The sequence below is a fragment of the Sphingomonas sp. DMC8 genome (assembly GCF_056314185.1).
In genome coordinates, this window is record NZ_JBQUYV010000002.1 from 93,075 (window position 1) to 113,081 (window position 20,007).

General features: G+C 67.1%; 17 protein-coding genes. 10 read left to right on the top strand and 7 right to left on the bottom strand.

Annotated features, from left to right (window positions below):
* Nucleotides 1-36 precede the first annotated feature (36 nt).
* The gene (locus ACT53K_RS04520; RefSeq protein WP_476227366.1) at nucleotides 37-792 is read left to right on the top strand and encodes an SIMPL domain-containing protein; all 756 of its coding nucleotides are present in this window, start codon (nucleotides 37-39) and stop codon (nucleotides 790-792) included.
* 34 nt (nucleotides 793-826) lie between these two features.
* Here ACT53K_RS04520 and ACT53K_RS04525 read toward each other — a convergent pair whose 3' ends face one another.
* From ACT53K_RS04525 to ACT53K_RS04540, 4 genes are all read right to left on the bottom strand, one after another.
* Complete coding sequence (locus ACT53K_RS04525; protein WP_476227367.1) at nucleotides 827-967, bottom strand: hypothetical protein; 141 nt, start codon at nucleotides 965-967, stop codon at nucleotides 827-829.
* 108 nt (nucleotides 968-1,075) lie between these two features.
* Complete coding sequence (locus ACT53K_RS04530; protein ID WP_476227368.1) at nucleotides 1,076-2,512, bottom strand: AMP nucleosidase; 1,437 nt, start codon at nucleotides 2,510-2,512, stop codon at nucleotides 1,076-1,078.
* Between the two features lie 107 nt (nucleotides 2,513-2,619).
* Entirely contained in the window at nucleotides 2,620-2,853 is a 234-nt protein-coding gene (locus tag ACT53K_RS04535; RefSeq protein ID WP_476227369.1) for a hypothetical protein, read from the bottom strand.
* A 71-nt stretch (nucleotides 2,854-2,924) separates the two neighbouring features.
* A complete protein-coding gene (locus tag ACT53K_RS04540; RefSeq protein ID WP_476227370.1) occupies nucleotides 2,925-3,407 on the bottom strand; it encodes a redoxin family protein in 483 nt (160 codons plus the stop codon).
* A gap of 119 nt (nucleotides 3,408-3,526) precedes the next feature.
* Between ACT53K_RS04540 and ACT53K_RS04545 the strand changes: the two genes are divergently transcribed.
* Nucleotides 3,527-4,087, top strand: a complete 561-nt coding sequence (locus ACT53K_RS04545; protein WP_476227371.1) for a YqgE/AlgH family protein — start codon at nucleotides 3,527-3,529, stop codon at nucleotides 4,085-4,087.
* Between the two features lies 1 nt (nucleotide 4,088).
* Here ACT53K_RS04545 and ACT53K_RS04550 read toward each other — a convergent pair whose 3' ends face one another.
* Nucleotides 4,089-4,640, bottom strand: coding sequence for a DUF922 domain-containing protein (locus ACT53K_RS04550; RefSeq protein ID WP_476227372.1), 552 nt, complete (start codon nucleotides 4,638-4,640; stop codon nucleotides 4,089-4,091).
* Nucleotides 4,641-4,814: 174 nt separating this feature from the next.
* Here ACT53K_RS04550 and ahcY point away from each other — a divergent pair, with 174 nt between their 5' ends.
* The 8 genes from ahcY (at nucleotide 4,815) to trxA (ending at nucleotide 17,890) form a co-directional block, all read left to right on the top strand.
* Entirely contained in the window at nucleotides 4,815-6,233 is a 1,419-nt protein-coding gene (ahcY, locus tag ACT53K_RS04555) for an adenosylhomocysteinase (protein WP_476227967.1), read from the top strand.
* Nucleotides 6,234-6,359: 126 nt separating this feature from the next.
* Nucleotides 6,360-8,699, top strand: coding sequence for a sensor histidine kinase (locus ACT53K_RS04560; protein ID WP_476227373.1), 2,340 nt, complete (start codon nucleotides 6,360-6,362; stop codon nucleotides 8,697-8,699).
* Nucleotides 8,696-9,148: a tRNA (adenosine(37)-N6)-threonylcarbamoyltransferase complex ATPase subunit type 1 TsaE gene (gene tsaE, locus ACT53K_RS04565; RefSeq protein ID WP_476227374.1), complete on the top strand. Its 453-nt coding sequence runs from the start codon at nucleotides 8,696-8,698 to the stop codon at nucleotides 9,146-9,148. Before ACT53K_RS04560 ends, tsaE begins: the two co-directional genes overlap by 4 nt.
* Nucleotides 9,145-10,122 carry an aminoglycoside phosphotransferase family protein gene (locus ACT53K_RS04570; protein ID WP_476227968.1) on the top strand — a complete coding sequence of 326 codons (978 nt, stop codon included), beginning with the start codon at nucleotides 9,145-9,147 and terminating at the stop codon, nucleotides 10,120-10,122. The genes tsaE and ACT53K_RS04570 overlap by 4 nt, the downstream gene beginning before the upstream one ends.
* Complete coding sequence (locus ACT53K_RS04575) at nucleotides 10,119-10,880, top strand: nucleotidyltransferase family protein (RefSeq protein WP_476227375.1); 762 nt, start codon at nucleotides 10,119-10,121, stop codon at nucleotides 10,878-10,880. Before ACT53K_RS04570 ends, ACT53K_RS04575 begins: the two co-directional genes overlap by 4 nt.
* A 101-nt stretch (nucleotides 10,881-10,981) precedes the next feature.
* The gene (gene addB / locus ACT53K_RS04580) at nucleotides 10,982-13,921 is read left to right on the top strand and encodes a double-strand break repair protein AddB (RefSeq protein WP_476227376.1); all 2,940 of its coding nucleotides are present in this window, start codon (nucleotides 10,982-10,984) and stop codon (nucleotides 13,919-13,921) included.
* Between the two features lie 156 nt (nucleotides 13,922-14,077).
* A complete protein-coding gene (addA, locus tag ACT53K_RS04585; RefSeq protein ID WP_476227377.1) occupies nucleotides 14,078-17,479 on the top strand; it encodes a double-strand break repair helicase AddA in 3,402 nt (1,133 codons plus the stop codon).
* Nucleotides 17,480-17,563: 84 nt separating this feature from the next.
* Complete coding sequence (gene trxA / locus ACT53K_RS04590; RefSeq protein WP_476227378.1) at nucleotides 17,564-17,890, top strand: thioredoxin; 327 nt, start codon at nucleotides 17,564-17,566, stop codon at nucleotides 17,888-17,890.
* Nucleotides 17,891-17,949: 59 nt separating this feature from the next.
* Here trxA and ACT53K_RS04595 read toward each other — a convergent pair whose 3' ends face one another.
* Both ACT53K_RS04595 and argJ read right to left on the bottom strand, forming a co-directional pair.
* The gene (locus tag ACT53K_RS04595) at nucleotides 17,950-18,741 is read right to left on the bottom strand and encodes an inositol monophosphatase family protein (RefSeq protein WP_476227379.1); all 792 of its coding nucleotides are present in this window, start codon (nucleotides 18,739-18,741) and stop codon (nucleotides 17,950-17,952) included.
* 5 nt (nucleotides 18,742-18,746) lie between these two features.
* A complete protein-coding gene (gene argJ / locus ACT53K_RS04600) occupies nucleotides 18,747-19,973 on the bottom strand; it encodes a bifunctional glutamate N-acetyltransferase/amino-acid acetyltransferase ArgJ (RefSeq protein ID WP_476227380.1) in 1,227 nt (408 codons plus the stop codon).
* Nucleotides 19,974-20,007: the final 34 nt, after the last annotated feature.

Consider the following 20,007-nt stretch of genomic DNA (forward strand, 5'->3'; position numbering starts at 1 on the left):
TTCAGGCAGGAGCAGCCCGTAATGGGGGAGAAATCCATGCGAATCACGAATTTCGTTACCGCGCTTGCGTTGCTGTCGCCGGGCCTTGCGCTGGCGCAGGTGGGGAAGCCCGCACAGCCGGTTGCGCTGGAAATCGTCGCTTCGGGCGGTGTCGATGCGACGGCGACCAAGCTGACGATGACGATCAGTTTCACCGAAGAAGCCAAGACCCAGGACGCTGCCGACAAGGCCCGCACCGCCAAGATGGCGAAGGTAGAGGCGGCGCTGAAGGCGCAGGGCCTGACCAGCGCGGCGCTTAGCGATCTCTCGGCGTCCGAGCAGACCAAGATCATGCTCGCCAGCGGCAAGGGCAGCGGCGACGACGACAGCGAAGACGCTGACGCCAAGGATCCGAAATTCTCTGCGACCGAAGCCAAGAAGCTGACGGTAGCCTCCGCAGCGCAGGCAGAAGCCGTCAAGGCGGCGCTGGAAAAGCTCGACGTGACCGTCGGCGAAACAAATTCGGAACTGGACGACGCGGGCTTCGCTGCGGCTCAGCGTCAGGCGAAGGCCAAGGCGCTGCGCACTGCGCGTGCCGATGCCGATGCCTATGCCAAGGAAATGGGGCTGCGCGTGAACCGCGTGGTCCGGATCAGCGAAGTTGGTAACAACCTGCTGCTGCCGGGCTTTCAGGCCAAGATGGAAGAGGCAATGAGCAAGGGCCCGCAGGCGCTGGCCAACCTGTTCAAGAACCCTGAGGGCGCCGTGCACGTCGAAAAGTCGATCGTCGTCGAATTCGAACTGGCCCAATAAGACTTGATGCCCGGCGCGTTGGCGGCGCCGGGCGTTATTCTTCCGGATCGTCGGGGATCATATTCTCGTCGGCGATCCGGGCGTTCCACTCTTCGGAACTGTCAGTGCCGTCGGGCTGATGCGCGTGGCCCTTGGCGTCTGTGTGCTCTTCGGGTGTTCGTTCGGGGTTGGCCATGATGCATCTCCTCAAGGGGAGAACGCATCGGTTGGCGGGAATGTCCGCTGGTCCGGTCGCCCTCACCCTTCCGCGGCGGCGGGAAGGGGGAGGGCTACCGACCTGCTCTTACCGGAACGGCGGCTCGTTGAACGCCCGCAATTTCCGGCTGTGGAGCTTGGCGCCTTCGCGGCGCAGTTCCTCGCAGGCTTCAATGCCGATCTTCAGATGCTCGGCGATCGCGCGCTCGTAGAAGCGGTTGGCCTGGCCCGGCAGCTTGAGTTCGCCGTGGAGCGGCTTGTCCGAGACGCAGAGCAGCGTCCCATAGGGCACGCGGAAGCGATAGCCCTGTGCCGCCAGCGTCGCCGATTCCATGTCCACGCCCACCGCGCGGCTGAGTGAGAAGCGCAGCGCCGACTGCGAATAGCGCAGTTCCCAGTTGCGATCGTCGGTGGTGACGATGGTGCCGGTGCGCAGCCGCTGCTTGAGCTCGTCGCCCGACTGGCCCGACACCGTCTCTGCCGCGCGGGCTAGCGCCTGCTGCACTTCGGCGATCGCAGGGATCGGGATTTCCGGCGGCAGCACGTCGTCCATGATGTGATCGTCGCGCAGATAGGCGTGGGCGAGGACATAGTCGCCGATCCGCTGGCTCGGGCGCAGGCCGCCGCAATGGCCGATCATCAGCCATGCCTCGGGCCGCAGCACCGCGAGATGGTCGGTGATCGTCTTGGCATTGGACGGGCCGACGCCGATATTGACCAGCGTGATGCCGGTGCCGCCCGGCGCCATCAGGTGATAGGCGGGCATCTGGTGCCGCCGCCATGCGCCGTCGCTGACCAGCCGGTCGGCGTCCGCCGCATCCTCGATCACGATGCCGCCCGCGCCCGACACGCCGGTAAAGCGGCTTTCCTCGCCCAGCTGGCTGCACGCCCAGCGCACAAATTCATCCACATAGCGATGATAGTTGGTGAACAGGATGTACTGCTGGAAATGCTCGACCGGCGTGCCGGTATAGTGCTTCAGCCGAGCCAGCGAGAAATCGGTGCGCAGCGCATCGAACAGCGCGAGCGGGCGGGTGCCGTCCTGGCTGATCCATAGCCCGTCGGCGATCTCGTCGCCAATGTGCGACAGCTCGGTTGCGGGGAAATGCCGGCCCAGCTCGGTGGCAGAGATATCGTCGAGGCTCAGGATCGTGCTGGGGTCGAGCACATAGGGGAACGGGATTTCCTGGCGGCCGGTCACCGCGTGCACTTCCACGTCGAAGTCCTCGATCAGGAAGGTCAGCTGCTCGGTGAGATAGTCGGCGAACATTGCCGGTCGCGTGACCGTGATGCGATAGTCGCCGGCCTCCACCAGCCGCCCGAACGAGCGGCGCGGCGTCGGCTTGGCTGGACCGCCGCGATAGGTGATGCGCAGTTCCGGGTATGCGAAGGAACCGTCGGTCCGGCTTTCCGGATCAGGCGTGGTGCCATCGGTGATGTAGCGATTGAGCGCCTGCTGAAGCCGTTCGACTGAGGCGCGATAGAGCCGATCAAGGTCGGCGACGATATCGGAGGCTTGTGTCATCTTCCATGGCTAATGGCAGATGATGACGCTGGCAAGACATCGCCGGTGTACGCGGCGCAGTTGTGCGCCCTCCCGCAGGCGGGAGGGGCACGTCATTCCAGTTCGGATTACTTCTCCGGCGCGCCGTTGCCGCGCAGCTGGGTCGCTGCATAGGCCGCACCGCCAATCGCTGCGACCGCGCCGGCGGCGATGGCGGCAGCAGTGACGGGACGTTCCCGCACGGCGGCGACGGTAGCATCCCAGGCGTTGCTTACGCTTTCCTGTGCCTGGGCGATGAAGGGCTTGTCCTGCTGCCCGGCAGCGGGTTCGCTCGCGACGTTGGACGTCAGATCGGTAGCCATGGGTCTGTCCTTTCCCTTCGGAATCAACCCCCTGTCAACTCTGTCGACAGGGGGCGGTTCCGGGAAATCGATCAGAGCTGGCCCAGAAGATACTCGGCCGAGCTCACTTCGAACTGGCCGCCCTGTTCGACGTTGAGCTGTTCGATGACGCCATCATTGACGATCATCGAGAAACGCTGGCCGCGCGTGCCGAGACCGAAGGCCGAGCCGTCGAGCGTCAGGCCGAGCGCTTCTACGAAGCCGCCATTGCCGTCGGCCAGCATCGTCACCTTGCCGGCCACGCCATTGGCATCGCCCCAGGCCTTCATCACGAAGAAGTCATTGACGGCGGTGCAGGCGATTTCGTCCACGCCCTTCGCCTTGATCTCTTCCGCCTTCTCCACGAAGCCCGGCAGGTGCTTGGCCGAGCAGGTGGGGGTGAAGGCGCCCGGCACCGAAAAGAGAGCGACCTTGCGGCCGGCGAAATAGGCGGGTGCTTCGACCTGTTCGGGGCCTTCTGCCGTCACCTTGACGAGCTTGGCGTCGGGAATGCGGTCACCGGTCTGGATGGTCATGCTGCTCACTCCTGCGAATCCTGCGGCCGTGCGCGGATGCCCGGCCGCCGCCTCCATCGGCATGTGGCGCGGCATTTTCAAGCTTGGCCACGCCGAAGCGGTAGCGATATGTGGGGGATATGGAGTCGACACCCTCGCTTACCGGCCAGTTCCTGCTGGCCATGCCCGGCATCGGCGACCCGCGGTTCGAACGCGCCGTGATCGCGATGTGCGCCCATGATGTCGAAGGCGCGCTGGGAATAGGGATTGGTGCGACGATAGAAGGCGTCAGTCTGCACGAGCTGCTCGAACAGTTTGAGATCGATCCGGGCGCCGCACCCGATGCGCCGGTGCATTTCGGCGGGCCGGTGGAGCCGCAACGGGGCTTCGTTCTGCACACGCTCGACTGGGGCGGGCAGGATACGATCGATGTGGCCGGCCGCTGGGCGCTGTCGGGGACGGTCGACGTTCTGCGCGCTATTGCTGGAGGCAACGGGCCCAGCCGCTGGTTGGTAGCGCTTGGCTATGCCGGCTGGGGCGAAGGGCAGCTGGAGGGCGAATTGACCCGCCATGGCTGGTTCAACATGGCGGGCGATCCGGCGCTGATCTATGACGAACCCGCGGAAGGGCGGTGGTCAGCCGGCTTTGCGTCGGCGGGGATCGATCCGCGGCTGCTTGCGGGGAGTTCGGGCACCGCCTGAATCAGGGAAACACTGCGCCCTGGGTGGCGCCATGGTGCGTCTCTGCGTCATAGCGACGATCATGGGCGCTGACTGCGTCCAGTTGCTCCTTGAAGGTGACACCCATTTTTTCGCACGTGCTGGCCTTCATGGCGGCCAGTATCGCGTCGTGACGCGACCAGGCATAGCCAACATGGCCATATTCGTGCGTGAGCAGGGACGAATAATAATGGTTCCAGCGGGCCTGGACTTTTTCCGGAACAGTTTCGGGCGCGGCGAGGCGGGGTAGCTTTACTTCCGCACCGAACCATATCTCAACAGTCGCGGGGTCGCATTGGTCATTCTTGCGGCCGACCCGCCAGCCATAATACCAGCGGCTCAGCGAGTCGACGGCCTTGCCATCTGCCTCATCGACAAAGCGCTTGCTGTTCATGTCTTTGCGAATGGCGTTCGCGTCTTTTCCGCTCACGTCATAATAGACGAATTTCACATTCGGAATGCTGGCGAAAGGATCGTCCGGTGACGGCGTCGAAGCGAGAAGGCCGAGAAGCGAAAGCAGCAATGGCATAGGCATGGGGGGAGGATGTTTCGGAATTCTCCCGCGTGCAAGCGGCTTCGGCTGGCATCGCCTCCGGCATAGTACATATAAAGATATCTTTATATTGTCGTTGCGCGGTAGGCGCGAAGCGGCTAGGTGCGCACCTATGCGGCCGGGATAGACTCCCGGTGCGCCTGCATTTTGCTTGAACTGGAGAAGCAGCCCGTGGCTACCAACGACTATGTCATCAAGGACATCGCGCTCGCCGATTTCGGCCGCAAGGAGATCGAGATCGCCGAGACCGAAATGCCGGGTCTGATGGCGCTCCGCAAGGAATTCGGCCCGTCGCAGCCGCTGAAGGGCGCACGGATCACCGGTTCGCTGCACATGACGATTCAGACCGCCGTGCTGATCGAGACGCTGACCGCGCTGGGCGCGCAGGTCCGCTGGGCGACCTGCAACATCTTCTCGACGCAGGACCATGCTGCCGCCGCCATTGCCGCGACGGGCGTGCCCGTGTTCGCGGTGAAGGGCGAGACCCTGGGCGAATATTGGGACTATGTCGGCGACATCTTCAACTGGGGTGCGGACACCGACGGCACCACCGCCAACATCATCCTCGATGACGGCGGCGACGCGACCATGTTCGCGCTGTGGGGCGCCAAGATCGAAGCCGGCGCGACCCTGCCGGAGCCGGAAAATGACGAGGAAGTCGAATTCCAGCGCGCGCTGAAGGCGTTCGTCGCCAAGTATCCGGGCTATCTCACCAAGACGGTGCAGAACCTGAAGGGCGTTTCGGAAGAGACCACCACCGGCGTGCACCGCCTTTACGAGATCGCCAAGAAGGGCGAGCTGCCGTTCCCGGCGATCAACGTCAACGACAGCGTCACCAAGTCGAAGTTCGACAACCTCTATGGCTGCAAGGAATCGCTGGTCGACGCGATCCGTCGCGCTACCGACGTTATGTTGGCCGGCAAGGTCGCATGCGTCGCCGGCTTTGGTGACGTGGGCAAGGGCTCGGCCCAGTCGCTGCGCAACGGCGGCGCCCGCGTGATGGTCACCGAAATCGACCCGATCTGCGCGCTGCAGGCGGCGATGGAAGGCTTCGAGGTCGTCACCATGGATGAGGCCGTGAAGCGCGCCGATATCTTCGTGACCGCCACCGGCAATGCCGACGTCATCACCGCCGATCACATGAAGGCGATGAAGCCGATGTCGATCGTCTGCAACATCGGCCACTTCGACAGCGAGATCCAGATCTCGGCCCTGTCGAACTACAAGTGGACCGAAGTGAAGCCGGGTACCGACCTGGTCGAATTCCCGGACGGCAAGCAGATCATCGTGCTGGCAAAGGGCCGCCTGGTGAACCTGGGCTGCGCCACCGGCCACCCGAGCTTCGTGATGTCGGCCAGCTTCACCAACCAGACGCTTGCCCAGATCGAGCTTTGGACCCGCGGCGAGCACTACAAGAACGAAGTGTACGTCCTGCCGAAGCACCTCGACGAGAAGGTCGCGGCGCTGCACCTGGAGAAGCTGGGCGTCCAGCTTTCGAAGCTGAGCGACAAGCAGGCTGCCTATATCGGCGTGCCGGTCGAAGGGCCGTTCAAGCCGGACCACTATCGTTACTAAGGCGCCCGCCGGCGGAAATATTCCGCTGCGGTTGCATCTTTCGGGGCTCGGCCTGCGCCGGGCCCCTTTTCGTATGCCGGTGCTTTGCCCTAAGGACAGTGCGATGGACGTTCGGTTGGGGCACCCGTGATCCTGGTATCGCAGACTGGCGCGGCGCTGGCAGGCGCGGGCATTGCCTTTGCCGTGCTGGGTGCTGCCTGGGCGCTCTATGCCGGGCTGCGCGCAAGGGCCGAGGCGCGCGCCACCTATGACGAGAATCGCCGGCTGCTCGCCTTTTCCCGCGCTGCACCTGCCCAGGCCATGGTGGTGCGTGCCGATGGGCGGCTGGACCTGTCGCGCAAGCTGGCGGGCTGGCTTGGGCTCGAGCAAATGCCCCGGTTGCTAAGCGAACTGGCAGGCGAGGAAGGTGGGCTCGACGAGGAGGAGGCTGCATTGCTTGCTGACCGGGTGAATGCTGCCCATCGCGCGGCGCAGCCCTTTACGATGGCGGTGCAGGCGCGCGGCTCCGAACGGACGCTGATGATCCTGGGTGAGCGTGCGTCCGAACTGGTCGAGGCGCCGGGCAGTGTGGTGCTGTGGTTTCTCGACATGACCGAAAATCAGGCAGAGGTACGCCGGCTGGAGCGCGAAGCGGATCGCCTGCGCACGGCCTTCGACGCGCTTACTGCGCTGATCGAGGCGGCGCCGATGCCAATGTGGTATCGCGGTCCGGATCTTCGGCTGCTGATGGTCAATTCGGCCTATGTCCGTGCGGTCGAGGGGCGCGATGCCGAGGATGTCGTGGCGCGCGGGCTGGAACTGGTGGAAGGCGCCGGCCTGGGCGGACCGCTCGCCAATGCGGCCATCGCGCGCGACACGCAGGAACCGCAGTCGGCGGCCATGCCGGCGACGATTGCGGGCGCGCGGCGGATGCTGCGCCTGCATGACGTGCCGCTGCCGACCGGCGGCATTGCCGGTTTCGCCGTCGATATCGAGGAACTGGAACAGGCACGCGGCGGCATGAAGCGCTTTGCCGACGCGCAGCGGGCAATGCTCGATCGCATGTCCTCGGGCGTCGCGCAGTTCGGGTCGGATCGCGGGCTCGTCTTCTGCAACCAGCCGTTCCGCCGCATGTTCGCGATGCGCAACGAGTGGCTGGCCGACCGCCCCGAATTCGACCGCGTGCTCGAACGGATGCGCGAAGCGCGCAAGCTGCCCGACGTGCGCGACTTTCCCGCGTGGAAGGCGGAGCGGCGCGAGTGGTTCACCGCGCCCGATGCAGTCGAGGAAAGCTGGAGCATCGGCACCACCCATTTGCGCGTCGTCGCCCAGCCGCTGCCGGAAGGCGGGCTGTTGCTGATCTTCGAAGATCAGACCCAGCAGTTTGAGTTGCAGCGCGAACATGGCGAGATGCAGCTGGTGCGCACGGCCACGCTGGACAGCCTTGCCGAGGCGGTTGCGGTGTTTGGCAAGGGGCGGTTGCAGCTGTGGAACCGCAAGTTCCGTCAGGTCTGGGACTTCGAGGATGGCTTCCTTGATGGCCACCCGCAGATCCCGACGCTGATCAAGGCCGCCGGCGGCAAGTTAGCAAATCCCGCACGGGCGGATACGCTCGGCGATCTGATCCGACTTGCCGCGAAGGACAGGCAGCAACGCGGCTCGGCATTGGTTTTCGCCAATGGCCGCCATTTCGATGTCGCCGCCGTGCCGCTGCCGGACGGCAATGCGCTGGTGACGATGCTCGACACAACCGATCGCCAGCGGGTGGAACGGGCGCTGCGCGACCGGAACGAAGCGCTGGAGGCTGCCGACCGGGTCCGCACCGCCTTCGTCGCCAATATGAGTTATGAGCTGCGCACGCCGCTTACCTCGATCAAGGGCTTTGCCGAGATGCTGCAGGGCGGCTTCGCCGGCAAGCTGAGCGCCGACGGTGCCGAATATGTCGATGCCATCCTGATGTCGGTCGACCGGCTGGGCGGACTGGTTGATGACGTGCTCGATCTGACGCTGAGTGAAGGCGAGCCGCTGGAGCGCAGCCAGGTCGACATCGCGGTTGCGGCCGGTGCTGCCGCCGAGGCGATCGGGCCGCTGGCCCGCACCCGCACAATTGATCTGGCAGTGGAAGACACCGGCACTGCCGGACAGGTGCAGGGTGATGCCCGGCGCATTCGCCAGGTAGTGGAGCATCTGCTGCGTCATGCCGTCGCCGGTACTGGCGACGGCGGTCGCGTGCTGCTTCACCTCGATGGCAATGCCCGGGTCGCCCGGATCATCGTGTCCGACGACGGCCCCGGCATGTCACGGGAGGCGGTGGCGCGGGCGTTCGACCGTTTCGCGCAGGTGGGCGCGCCGCGCAGTGGCGAGCGGGCGCTGGGGCTTGGCCTGCCGCTCGCCAAGCAGTTTGTCGATGCCCATGGCGGGCGGATCGAAATGATCTCCGAACCGGGCGAGGGCACGCTCGTCACGGTCGAGCTGCCGCGCGGATGACCACCATCCGGCTAGGATCGTTGGAGGAAGCGCTGGCGCTGGGCGAGGGACTGGCCGCCGTGGTGCGGTCGGGTGATGCCATCGCTCTCTCCGGCCCGCTGGGCGCCGGCAAGACGAGCATCGCGCGCGGGCTGCTCGCCGCGCTAGGGTTGGAGGGCGAGGCGCCTTCGCCCAGCTTCGCGATCGTTCAGCCCTACGATCCGCCCGAGGTGCGGCTACCGGTGTTGCATGTCGACCTCTACCGCATCGACGATCCGGCAGAGGCGGAGGAACTGGGTCTTGACGATGCCCGCAGTGACTCGCTGCTGCTGGTCGAATGGCCCGAGCGGCTGGGCGAAAACTGGTGGCGCGATGCGCTGTGGCTTAGCCTGGAAGTGTTGCCGGATGGCGCGCGCGCCTTGACAGCGCGAGTGCCGGCGGCATGGAAGGACCGATGGCCCCTGACATGAATCCGCCTTCTGCGGCGCCCGATTTCCTGATTTCGGCTGGCTGGGAAGGCGCGCAGATCCTGCCGCTTGCCGGCGATGCGTCGTTCCGTCGCTATTTTCGCGTGGTCGATCATGACCGCAGCGCGATTTTGATGGACGCGCCGCCGCCGCACGAAGACCCGCGCCCGTTCATCGATGTGGCGCGTTGGCTGACCGATCATGGCTTCGCAGCGCCCGAAATTCTGCATCAGGATCTAGGCGAGGGGCTGGTGCTGCTCCAGGATTTCGGCGACGCGCGGCTGCGCGAAACCGCCGACGCGGCGCCCGAAAGCGAGCTGCGGCTGTACGAGGCGGCGGTCGATCTTCTGGTGCGGCTCCACAACCAGCCTGCGGGCGTGGCGCGGGCCTATGACATGGCAGAGTATCAGCGCGAGGCCGGACTGTTCCCCGAATGGTATTGCCCGGCGATCGGCCTCTCGGTCGATGCGGAAGGCTATAAGGCGGCCTGGGAAAAGGTGCTGACCCCATTGCTCGCCGACACCCGTGCAGTGACCGTGCTGCGCGATTATCATGCCGAAAATCTGATGCTGATCGACGGCAGCGAGACGCTGGGCCTGCTCGATTTCCAGGACGCGGTGGCGGGGCATGCCGCCTATGATCTGGTCTCGCTGCTGCAGGACGCCCGCCGCGACGTGGCGCCCGCGCTGGAGACGGCAATGCTCGATCGCTATAAGCGGATCACCGGCGCGGGCGATGCCTTCGATGTCGCCTATCATGTCTTGGGCGCGCAGCGGAACGCAAAGATCATCGGCGTTTTCACCCGGCTGTGGAAGCGCGACGGCAAGCCCCGCTATCCGGGCTTGTGCCCGCGCGTCTGGACCTATCTGGAGCGCGACCTGAAACATCCCGCGCTCAAGCCCGTGGCGGACTGGTTCGCGGCGAATGTGCCCGCCGATCTGCGCGGCGACCCGATGGCGCTGGTGGCAGCGGCATGAGCACCTCCGCAACCTATTCGCTCCGCCCGCAGCCTGCGGTGGTGGTGCCCGAAACCGCGATGGTGATGGCAGCGGGGTTGGGCAAGCGGATGCGCCCGCTCACGGCGTCGCGGCCCAAGCCGCTCATCGAAGTGGCGGGCAAGCCGCTGATCGACCATGTGTTCGATCGTCTCCGTTCGGCGGGAGTCGGCCGGGCGGTGGTCAATGTCCACTATCTTGCCGATCAGCTCGAGGCGCATTTGCGCGCGCGGGTGAAGGGCATGGAGCTGCTGATCTCGGACGAGCGGAAGCAGTTGATGGAAACCGGCGGCGGGCTGGTGCAGGCCCGCGACATGCTGGGCGACAAGCCGTTCCTCTGCGTGAACAGCGACAATCTGTGGATCGACGGCCCCAGCGATGCGATCCGCCTGCTCGCGGCGCAGTGGGACGATGCGAAGATGGATGCGCTGCTGCTGCTGGTGCCGCTGGCGCGCGCCTATTGCCATAGCGGGCGCGGCGATTTCCGGCTCAATCCGTTCGGCCGCATCCTCGAGCGGCGGAAGCCGGGCCGGCTGGCGCCGTTCGTGTTCACCGGCGTCCAGATCCTGTCGCCGCGCCTGATTCATGACTGGCCGGAGGGACCTTTCTCCACCAACCTGTTCTGGAACCGCGCGCTGGAAGCCGGGCGGTTATGGGGTGCGGTGCATCAGGGCCTGTGGTTCGATGTCGGTTCACCGCACGCGATCCGCGAAGCCCAGGCCGCGCTGGCGGAGATGTGATCGTTCCTGTCCTTTTCCGGTCGGGGAAAGGGCAGGCAGGTGGTTGCGCTCGGGTGGCGAGCCGCTAAGGTTCGCGCTCCGTTCCCTTGCCGCCGAGCCGGATGCCGCACCGCCTGCACCTCTACACCATCCCGCCGCACCGCGCCTTTGCCGATGCGCTGGCGATCGGGCTGATCCGGCGGTTCGGCGCTGACCCGCTCCGGCTGGCGCGCGGTGTGGTGCTGCTTCCGAACAACCGCGCCAAGCGGGCGATGCAGGATGCATTCGTACGCGAAAGCGGCGGCGGGCTGTTGCTGCCGCGACTGGTGGCCGTGGGCGATCCCGAACTCGACGAAGCGGTGTTCGAGGCGGTGGAGGATAGCGAACCCGTTCCGCCTGCCGTCGATCCGCTGCAGCGGCGGATGATCCTCGCCCGGCTGATCCAGGCGCACGATACCCGGCTCGACGCGGCCGAGGCGGTGCGGCTGGCCGGGGAATTGGCGACGACGCTCGACCAGTTGCTTGTAGAGGAAGTGCCACCGCACCGCCTCCGCGAACTCGATCTGGGGCCGGAGCTGTCGGCGCATTGGGAGCGCTCGCTGGCGCTGTTCGAAATCGTCCTGTCGCGCTGGCCGGAGGAGCTCGCGAAGCTCGGCCGAATCGATCTGGCCGAGCGGCGGCGGCAGTTGCTGGCGCGTGTGACCGCGCGGTGGAAAAACGCGCCGCCCGCCGGTTTTGTCTGCGCCGCCGGCATCACCACCAGCGCGCCGGCAATTGCGCGGCTGTTGCGGGTGGTTGCCGGACTACCGACCGGCATGGTGGTACTGCCGGGCCTCGCCACCGGTATGGACGATGCCGAATGGGACTCACTCGGCCCGCACGTGCCCGATCCGGTCACCGGTCGGAGACGCCGCAGCCTGGAGGCGCATCCGCAATTTCATCTGAAGCTGCTGCTCGACCGGATGGGTGTGCATCGCAACGAGTTCGATGTCTGGCGAGTGGCCAGCGAACTGGACGCACCGCCGGCGCGCAGCAAGGCGATCGCCTCGGCGATGCAACCGCCCGAACTGACGCATCGCTGGACCGACCTGCCAGCCGGTGAACGCCGGCTGGACGGCGTACGCGCGCTGGAGCTTGCTACGCCTGCAGAGGAGGCTCAGGCAATCGCGCTGGCGTTGCGCGAAGCGGTGGAGACTCCAGGCCGCACGGCCGCGCTGGCAACGCCGGATCGGGCGCTTGCCAGGCGGGTAGCAGCACATTGCGCGCGCTGGGGGATCATGGTCGACGATTCTGCCGGTCAGCCGCTGTCGCTCACCCCGCCGGGCACACTGCTGCTCGCGCTGGCCGATGCCGCCGCGCAGGGCTTTGCGCCGATGCCGCTGCTTACACTGCTCAAGCACCCGCTGGTCCAGCCGGACGCCCGCGCAAATTGGCTGGAAGGCGCGCGCGCGCTCGACCTGGCGTTGCGCGGGCCGCGGCCGGCGCCGGGGCTGGAGGGGGTCGACCGGTATCTGGCCGAACAGAGCGGGCGGGAAGGGGCGCTTCGCCGCGTTGCGGCCGGTTGGTGGGAAATGGCACGGCCGTTGCTCGCGCCGCTGGAGGCGATCTTCGCCGCCGGTATGCAGCCGCTACCCGGCCTCGTGGCCGTTATGCGAGAATCGGCACAGGCGCTGGGCGGCGACATGCTGTGGAGCCGCGAGGATGGCCGTGCGGCCGCCGCGTTGCTCGACGATCTGGAGCGCGAGGCAGCGCATGGTCCGGCGCTGGTAGAGCCGGACAGCCTTGCGCCGATGCTGCGCACGCTGATGGACGAGGTCGCCGTGCGACCGCCGCAGGGCGGACACCCCCGACTGGCCATTCTCGGCCTGATCGAGGCGCGGCTGCACAGCGCCGACCTGATGATTCTGGGCGGGCTGAACGAAGGCGTCTGGCCGGGGCTGCCCGCGCCCGACCCGTGGCTGGCGCCGCGCATCCGCGCCGAGCTGGGTTTGCCGGGGCTGGAGCGGCGGATCGGGGTTTCGGCGCATGATCTGGCGATCGGGCTGGGTGCGAAGCAGGTGCTGCTCACCCGCGCGCGCCGCGACGCCAGCGCGCCGACCATCGCCTCGCGCTTCTGGCTGCGGCTGGAGGCGCTGTCGGGCGGGCTGGAGCGGGCGGACGATCTTGCCGAATGGCTGGCGGCGATCGATGCACCGGCGGACTTCGCGCCCGTGGCCCGGCCGGAACCCGCGCCGCCCGCCAAGGATCGACCCAAGGTCATTTCTGTGACCGAGGTCGATCGGCTGAAGGCCGATCCCTATGCCTTTTACGCCCGCCGGATGCTGCGGCTGATGCCGCTCGATGCCGTGGATGCCGATCCCAGCGCCGCGTGGCGCGGTACGGCTGTGCACGACGTGCTGCAACGCTGGTTCGAGGAGGATGATTGCCGCCCCGACCGTTTGCGCGCGCGTGCCGAGGCGATGCTGACAGACACGCGCACCCATCCGCTGATCCGCGCGCTGTGGCAGCCGCGCTTGATGGAGGCGATCGACTGGATTGCCGACGAACTGGCCGCCAATGTCGCCAAGGGCCGCCGCGTGCTGGCGGTGGAGCGGGACGGCGCGATCGATTTCGCCGGGGTGACGCTGCGCGGCAAGTTTGATCGCGTCGACCGGTTGGGCGACGGTAGCCTGGCGATCGTCGACTACAAGACCGGCCAGCCGCCTAGCAGCCGCGCAGTGAAGGCGGGTTTCAGCCTGCAACTCGGCCTGCTGGGGCTGATCGCCGAGCGCGGCGGGTTCGAGGGGATAGCGGGTGAGGCGCGCTGCTTCGAATATTGGTCGCTGGCGCGCAATCCGAGGAGCGGCGGGTTCGGCTTCGTCGATTCGCCGGTCGATCCGAAGAAGCGCGACCCGATCCCGGTGGAGGATTTCGTCAGCATCGCCGCGCGGGAATTTGCCGAGGCGGCGAAGGATTGGCTGACGGGCGAGCGACCGTTCACCGCGAAGCTGGTGCCGGAATATGCGCCGTACGCCGAATATGACCAGCTGATGCGCCGGGACGAGTGGTATGGGCGGGACTAGAGCGGTGCCGAATTTCGCTCCCCCTCCGCTTGCGGGAGGGGGCGAGGGAGGGGGCGACGTAGTAGAAGCGCAGCGACTGTTTAGCCCCTCCCCCGACCCCTCCCGCAAGCGGGAGGGGAGCGCATGCTGCCGCCGTTCTGGTGTTGGGGGGCTCGAATGACCCGCGGCCCCGCCAAGCTCCATCCGCTGAGGGGGAACCAGAAGCTCGCCAGCGACCCGCGCCGGCATGTCTGGCTGTCGGCCTCGGCCGGCACTGGCAAGACGCAGGTGCTTGCCGCGCGAGTGTGGCGCTTGCTGCTCGCGGGCACCGATCCGTCGGCGATTCTGTGCCTTACCTTCACCAAGGCTGGCGCCGCGGAAATGTCCGAGCGGATCACCGGCAAGCTGGCGCATTGGGTGCGGGCCAAGCCGGAGGAGCTAGTTGCGGACCTTGAGGCGCTGGGGGAAAGCATCGCTCCTGCGCACCTCGCCCGTGCCCGCACGCTGTTCGCCAAGGTGCTCGACGCGCCGGGCGGCGGTATTCGCATCCAGACGATCCACAGCTTCTGCCAGTCGCTGCTGTCGGCCTTCCCGGTCGAGGCGGGGCTGGTCCCGGGCTTTCGCCCGTTGGAGGCACGCGAGGAAGCGGTGCTGGCGCGCGAGACGCTGGCCGAGATGCTGGTCGATGCCCGCCGCGAGGGGCGCGAAGGCGTGATCGAAGCGATCGGCGCGCTCAGCCTGCGGCTGGGCGAGGGCGGGGCGGAAGGTTTCCTGCAGGAATGCGCGCGGGCCGGCGAGGCGCTGGAGGCGCTGCCCGCCGGCATCCAGCCCTGGCTACGGCGCGCCTTCGATTTGCCCCAGGGCGACATCGGCGAAGAGGTCGAGCGCTGCTGTACCGATGAGCTGTTCGATGTGCGAACGCTACGCATTATCGCTGCGAATAATTCGCAATGGGGAACCGCACGCGGTCTTGAACGTGCCGATGTGATCGCCGCTTGGCTTGCCCGCTCGCCCGTCGAACGCGCCGTGATGCTCGACCAGCTGCACCTCGTCTGGGCGACCGCCAAGGGCGATCCGCGCAGCTTCGCCAAGGGGCAGGCGCCGCAGGAGCCCGGTTATGCCGAAGCGGCGATGCGCCTGTACGGCCGGTGCGGCGAACTGCTCGCGATGCAGGTGCGCGCCGGCTATGTCGATCTGCTCGCGCGCGGGCTGGAGGCAGGGCGCGACTATGCCCGCGCCTATGCCGCGGCGAAGCGGCGGCTGGGTGCGGTCGATTTCGACGACCTGATCGGCCGCACCATCGCGCTGCTCGGCCAGCTGGGAATGGGCGAATGGGTTCGTTACAAGCTCGACCAGACGACCGAGCATTTGCTGATTGACGAGGCGCAGGACACTAATCCGCGGCAATGGGCGATTGTCGGTGCTATGGCCGACGAGTTTTTTGCCGGCGAGGGCGCGCGCGGCGACATGGTTCGGACGCTGTTCACCGTCGGCGACTATAAACAGGCGATCTTCGGCTTTCAGGGCACCGACCCGGTCTTTTTCCGCGCCGCGTTTGAGCGGTTCAAGGCGCTGGCCAATATCCATAGCGACTATGAGGTGGAGGCGCCGCCGCTCGAATCGCTGTCGCTTACCCACAGCTTCCGCTCGACCCGGCCGGTGCTGGAATTCGTCGATGCCGCGCTTGCCGCGTTGCCGGCGCCCGGCATGGGGCCGATGAGCGACCGCGAGCCGCATGCCAGCGAAGTGCCGGGGCCGGGCACGGTAACGCTGTGGCCGCCCGTCACCGATGGTGGCAGCGAGGCGGACGAAGAGGATTGGATCGGCGACGCCACTCGCGCGCTGGCGACGAAGATCGCGCGCCAGATCCGCGACTGGGTCGGCACGCTGCCGCTGGAGAGCAAGGGGCGGCTGCTCGCCCCTGGCGATGTGATGGTGCTGGTGAAGCGGCGCGGTGAGCTCGCCTCGCTGATCGTCGCGCGGCTCTATGCCGAGGGCGTGCCGGTGGCGGGCGTCGACCGGCTGCGGCTCAACGCGCCGCTGGCGGTGCAGGACCTGCTGGCGGCGATCCGCTTCGTGCTTCAGCCCGAAGATGACTTGTCGCTCGCCGCTGTGTTGGTCTCACCGCTTATCGGCTGGAGCCAGGAGGAACTGATGGCGGCGGCGGTGCGGCCGCATGGCGGGCTCTGGCGGCATTTGCGCGCTACCCAATCGGCCGAAAGGCTGGCGCCGCTGTACGAGCTGCTACGCCGCGCGGACATCGCCACGCCGTACCGGTTCCTGGAGGAAATCCTGTCGGGGCCGTTGCAGGGGCGACGCAAGCTGCTGCTCCGGCTGGGCGAGGAAGCACGCGATCCGATCGAGGAACTGCTCAACGCCGCGCTGACCTTCGAGACGCGGGCGACGCCGTCGCTCCAGCGCTTCCTCGACTGGTTCGATCGCGGCGATGTCGAGATCGTGCGCGATGCCGCCCAGCCGCAGCCGGCGGTGCGGGTGATGACCGCGCATGGATCGAAGGGATTGCAGGCGCCGCTGGTGATCCTGGCCGATGCCACGGTGGACCCGACGCGCAGCCCGCGCAGCTTCCTGAAATGGGCGCCGGAGGAAGCCGAGAAATTCCCGATCTTCCGCCCGCGCAGTGCTGAGCGCGACGGGCCGCTGGCCGAGGCGCTGGCCGAGGCGGACGCGCGTGAGCTGCAGGAGCATTGGCGGCTCTTCTACGTCGCGGCGACGCGGGCGGAGGAGCGGCTGGTGATTGCCGGCGCGCTGGGGCCGCAAGCCAAGGGCCAGCCGCCGGAAAAGAGCTGGTATGCCGCGAGCGCTGCTGCGTTCGACGCGCTGGGCGTCGCGGCGGACAAGGCAGGGGTGCGCAGCTTCCAAGGGTTGCATCCGCAGGCGCCAGTCAGGGCGGTCACGGCGCCCGCACCAGCGCCGTCGCGGCCTGCGCCTGTGCTGCCAGGCTGGCTCCACGCCTCGGCGCCGGAGGAATCGCGCCCGCCGCGCCCGCTGGCGCCTTCGTCGCTGGGCGAGGATCAGGTCGCCGATCCGCCGCCCGGCCCCGCGATGCGCGCCGCTGCCGAGCGGGGGCGGCTACTTCATGCCCTGTTTGAGAGGCTGCCGAGTGTCGCTCCCGACGCGCGCCGCGCCGCTGCAGATCGCTGGCTGGTGGGGGCGGGCGGGCTGGCCGAGCCCGGGGATCGCGCCGCGCTGATCGACGCGGCGCTGGCAGTGACGGAAGACCCGCGCTTTGCCGAACTGTTCGGGCCAGATTCGCTGGGCGAGGCGCCGATTGCGGCGGTGGTGGCGGACGGCGTTGTCGTCTCCGGCACGGTCGACCGGCTGGTGGTGCTGCCCGACCGGGTGCGGGTGGTCGATTTCAAGACCGGGCGGCGGGCGCCGGCCACGCTGGCGGACATTCCCGCCTATCACCTGCGCCAGATGGCGGCCTATGTCGCGGCGCTCCGGGTGATCTTTCCGGGCCGGGACGTGGAGGCTGCGCTACTCTATGCCGCCGGGCCGGTGCTGTACGCATTACCGGAAGCCCTTCTCGACGCGCACAAGCCGGGCTACGCGGGGTAGGAGCAAAGCTTGGTACTACGCGCTTGAGCGAAAGCGGCAGCGTACATAGATTACCGGCCAACACGAAGTTCAGGAGATTATGATATGGGTACCGCCACCCTGGCGACCACCGACGCCACTTTCGAAACCGACGTGCTGCAGGCGGACAAGCCGGTTCTCGTCGATTTCTGGGCCGAATGGTGCGGCCCGTGCCGCATGATCGCGCCGGCGCTGGAAGAACTGGCCGAGGAACTGGCGGACAAGGTGCAGATCGTGAAGATCGACATCGACGAGAATCCCGACGCGCCGACCAAATATGGCGTGCGCGGCATTCCGACGATGATCCTGTTCAAGAACGGCCAGCAGGCCGCCACCCAGGTCGGCGCGCTGCCCAAGAGCGCGATCAAGCAGTGGATCGAAAAGGAACTTTGAGGGACTGAGCCTTGCCCAGTCTTCGCTCCCCTCCCGCTTGCGGGAGGGGAGCGTGTGCTTCAGCCGAACAACAATGCCGTCGCGCGCCGGCCCAGTTCGGGGGTGGAGGCAGCGACGATGCCTATCCCGTCATCGCCGATGCGATAGGGGCTGCCGTCCCAGCGGGCGACATAGCCGCCGGCTTCGGTGAGGAAGAGGGCGCCGGGCGCATGGTCCCACACCAGCGTGCGACGGAAAACGGCGATGTCATTCTGCCCCAGCACCAGCCGGGGATAATTTTCCGCCGCGCAGCGCGGCAGCGGCACCAGGTCGAACTGTTCACTGAACCGCGCAGCGCGGGCGGTATAGTCTTCTGCCGACTGACCGACGTGCGACACGGCTCCCAGTGGCCTGCTGCCGCTCGGTCGAGCGCGCACAACGACATCATCAATGAACGCGCCGCCGCCCAGCACCGCATGGCACATCCGCCCTGCCACCGGGTCATAAAGCCAGCCCGCCTGTGTCACCCCCGCTTCGACCAGCGCGATCATGATCCCGAACGGAGGCTCTCCGTTCGCAAAATTGGCGGTGCCGTCGATTGGATCGATGATCCAGGCGCGTGCCGCCGTCGCCTGCGCCATCAGTGAAGGATCGGCGGCACAGGCTTCCTCCCCGAAGATCACCGCGTCGCCGTCGATGGCGGCAAGGCCTTCCGTCAGACGTAGTTCCGCCTCGCGGTCGGCAATCGTAACCAGTTCGCCCGGCGTCTTTTCTATGACCTCGTGCGTGGCGAGGTTGCGGAAGCGCGGTAAGATTACAGAGTTGGCAACCGTGTGCATCAGTTGCGCAACGGCCGCGTGGTGGTGATGCATTGCAATTAGCTCCGGTAATCGGCGTTGATCGAGATATAGCCGTGGGTCAGGTCGCAGGTCCAAACCGTCGCGCGGCCTTCGCCGAGCCCGAGATCGACGCCGATCTCGATTTCCTGGCCCTTCAGGTGCGCGGCGACCGGCGCCTCGTCATAGCCCTCGACCGCCAGCCCCTCGCGCGCCACCTGGGTGGTGCCGAAGCGGATGGCGAGCCGGTCGCGCTCGGCGGGTTCGCCGGCTTTGCCGACCGCCATCACCACGCGGCCCCAGTTCGCGTCCTCGCCGGCAATGGCGGTCTTCACCAGCGGCGAATTGGCGATCGACATGGCGATGCGGTGCGCGCTGGCGTCGGACACAGCGCCTTCGACGGTGATCTCGATCAGCTTCTGCGCGCCTTCGCCGTCGCGGACGACCAGCAGCGCGAGCTGGCGGCAGAGATCGGCCAGCGCGGCGCGGAAGGCATCGGCGCCGGCATCGTCATCGCTTGCGAGCGGGGCGTTGCCCGCCTTGCCGGTTGCGAAGGCGAGCACCGTATCGCTGGTCGAGGTGTCGCCATCGACTGTGATGCACGAGAAGCTGGTGCCGTTGGCGTCGGCCAGTGCGCGCTGGAGGAAGGCGGGCTCGATCGCGGCGTCGGTGAAGATAAAGCCCAGCATCGTCGCCATGTCCGGCGCGATCATGCCCGACCCCTTGATGATGCCGGCCAGCGTCACCGTGCGGCCATCGACCACCGCAGTCGTGACGGCGCCCTTGGCGAAGGTGTCCGTCGTCATGATCGTCGCGGCGGCTGCTTCCCAGCTGCACGGCTCCGCCCCATAGGCTGCATCCAAGCCGGCTTCGGCCTTGTCGATCGGCAGCGGCACGCCGATCACGCCGGTGGAGGCGACGAACACGTCGGAGGGTTCGCAGCCGAGATGGCGGGCGGTGCGGGCGGCAATCGCCTCCACCGCCGCGCGGCCGCGATTGCCGGTGAAGGCGTTGGAATTGCCGGCATTCACCACCAGCGCGCGCGCCTGCCCGAGCGGCAGCGCCTGGCGGCACCATTCGACTTCGGGCGAGGGGCATTTGCTGCTGGTCAGCACGCCCGCAACGCTGGTGCCCGGATCGAGCGTGACGAAGGTCAGGTCGCAGCGATCCCAGTTCTTGTACCGCGCCCGCGCGACGCGCAACGTGACACCATCAATTGCGGGCAGAGCGGGGAACGGCAGGGCAAGCGGAGAGGTGCTGGTGGACATGGAACCGCCTCAGGTTAGGATGCGGCGCGTGCTT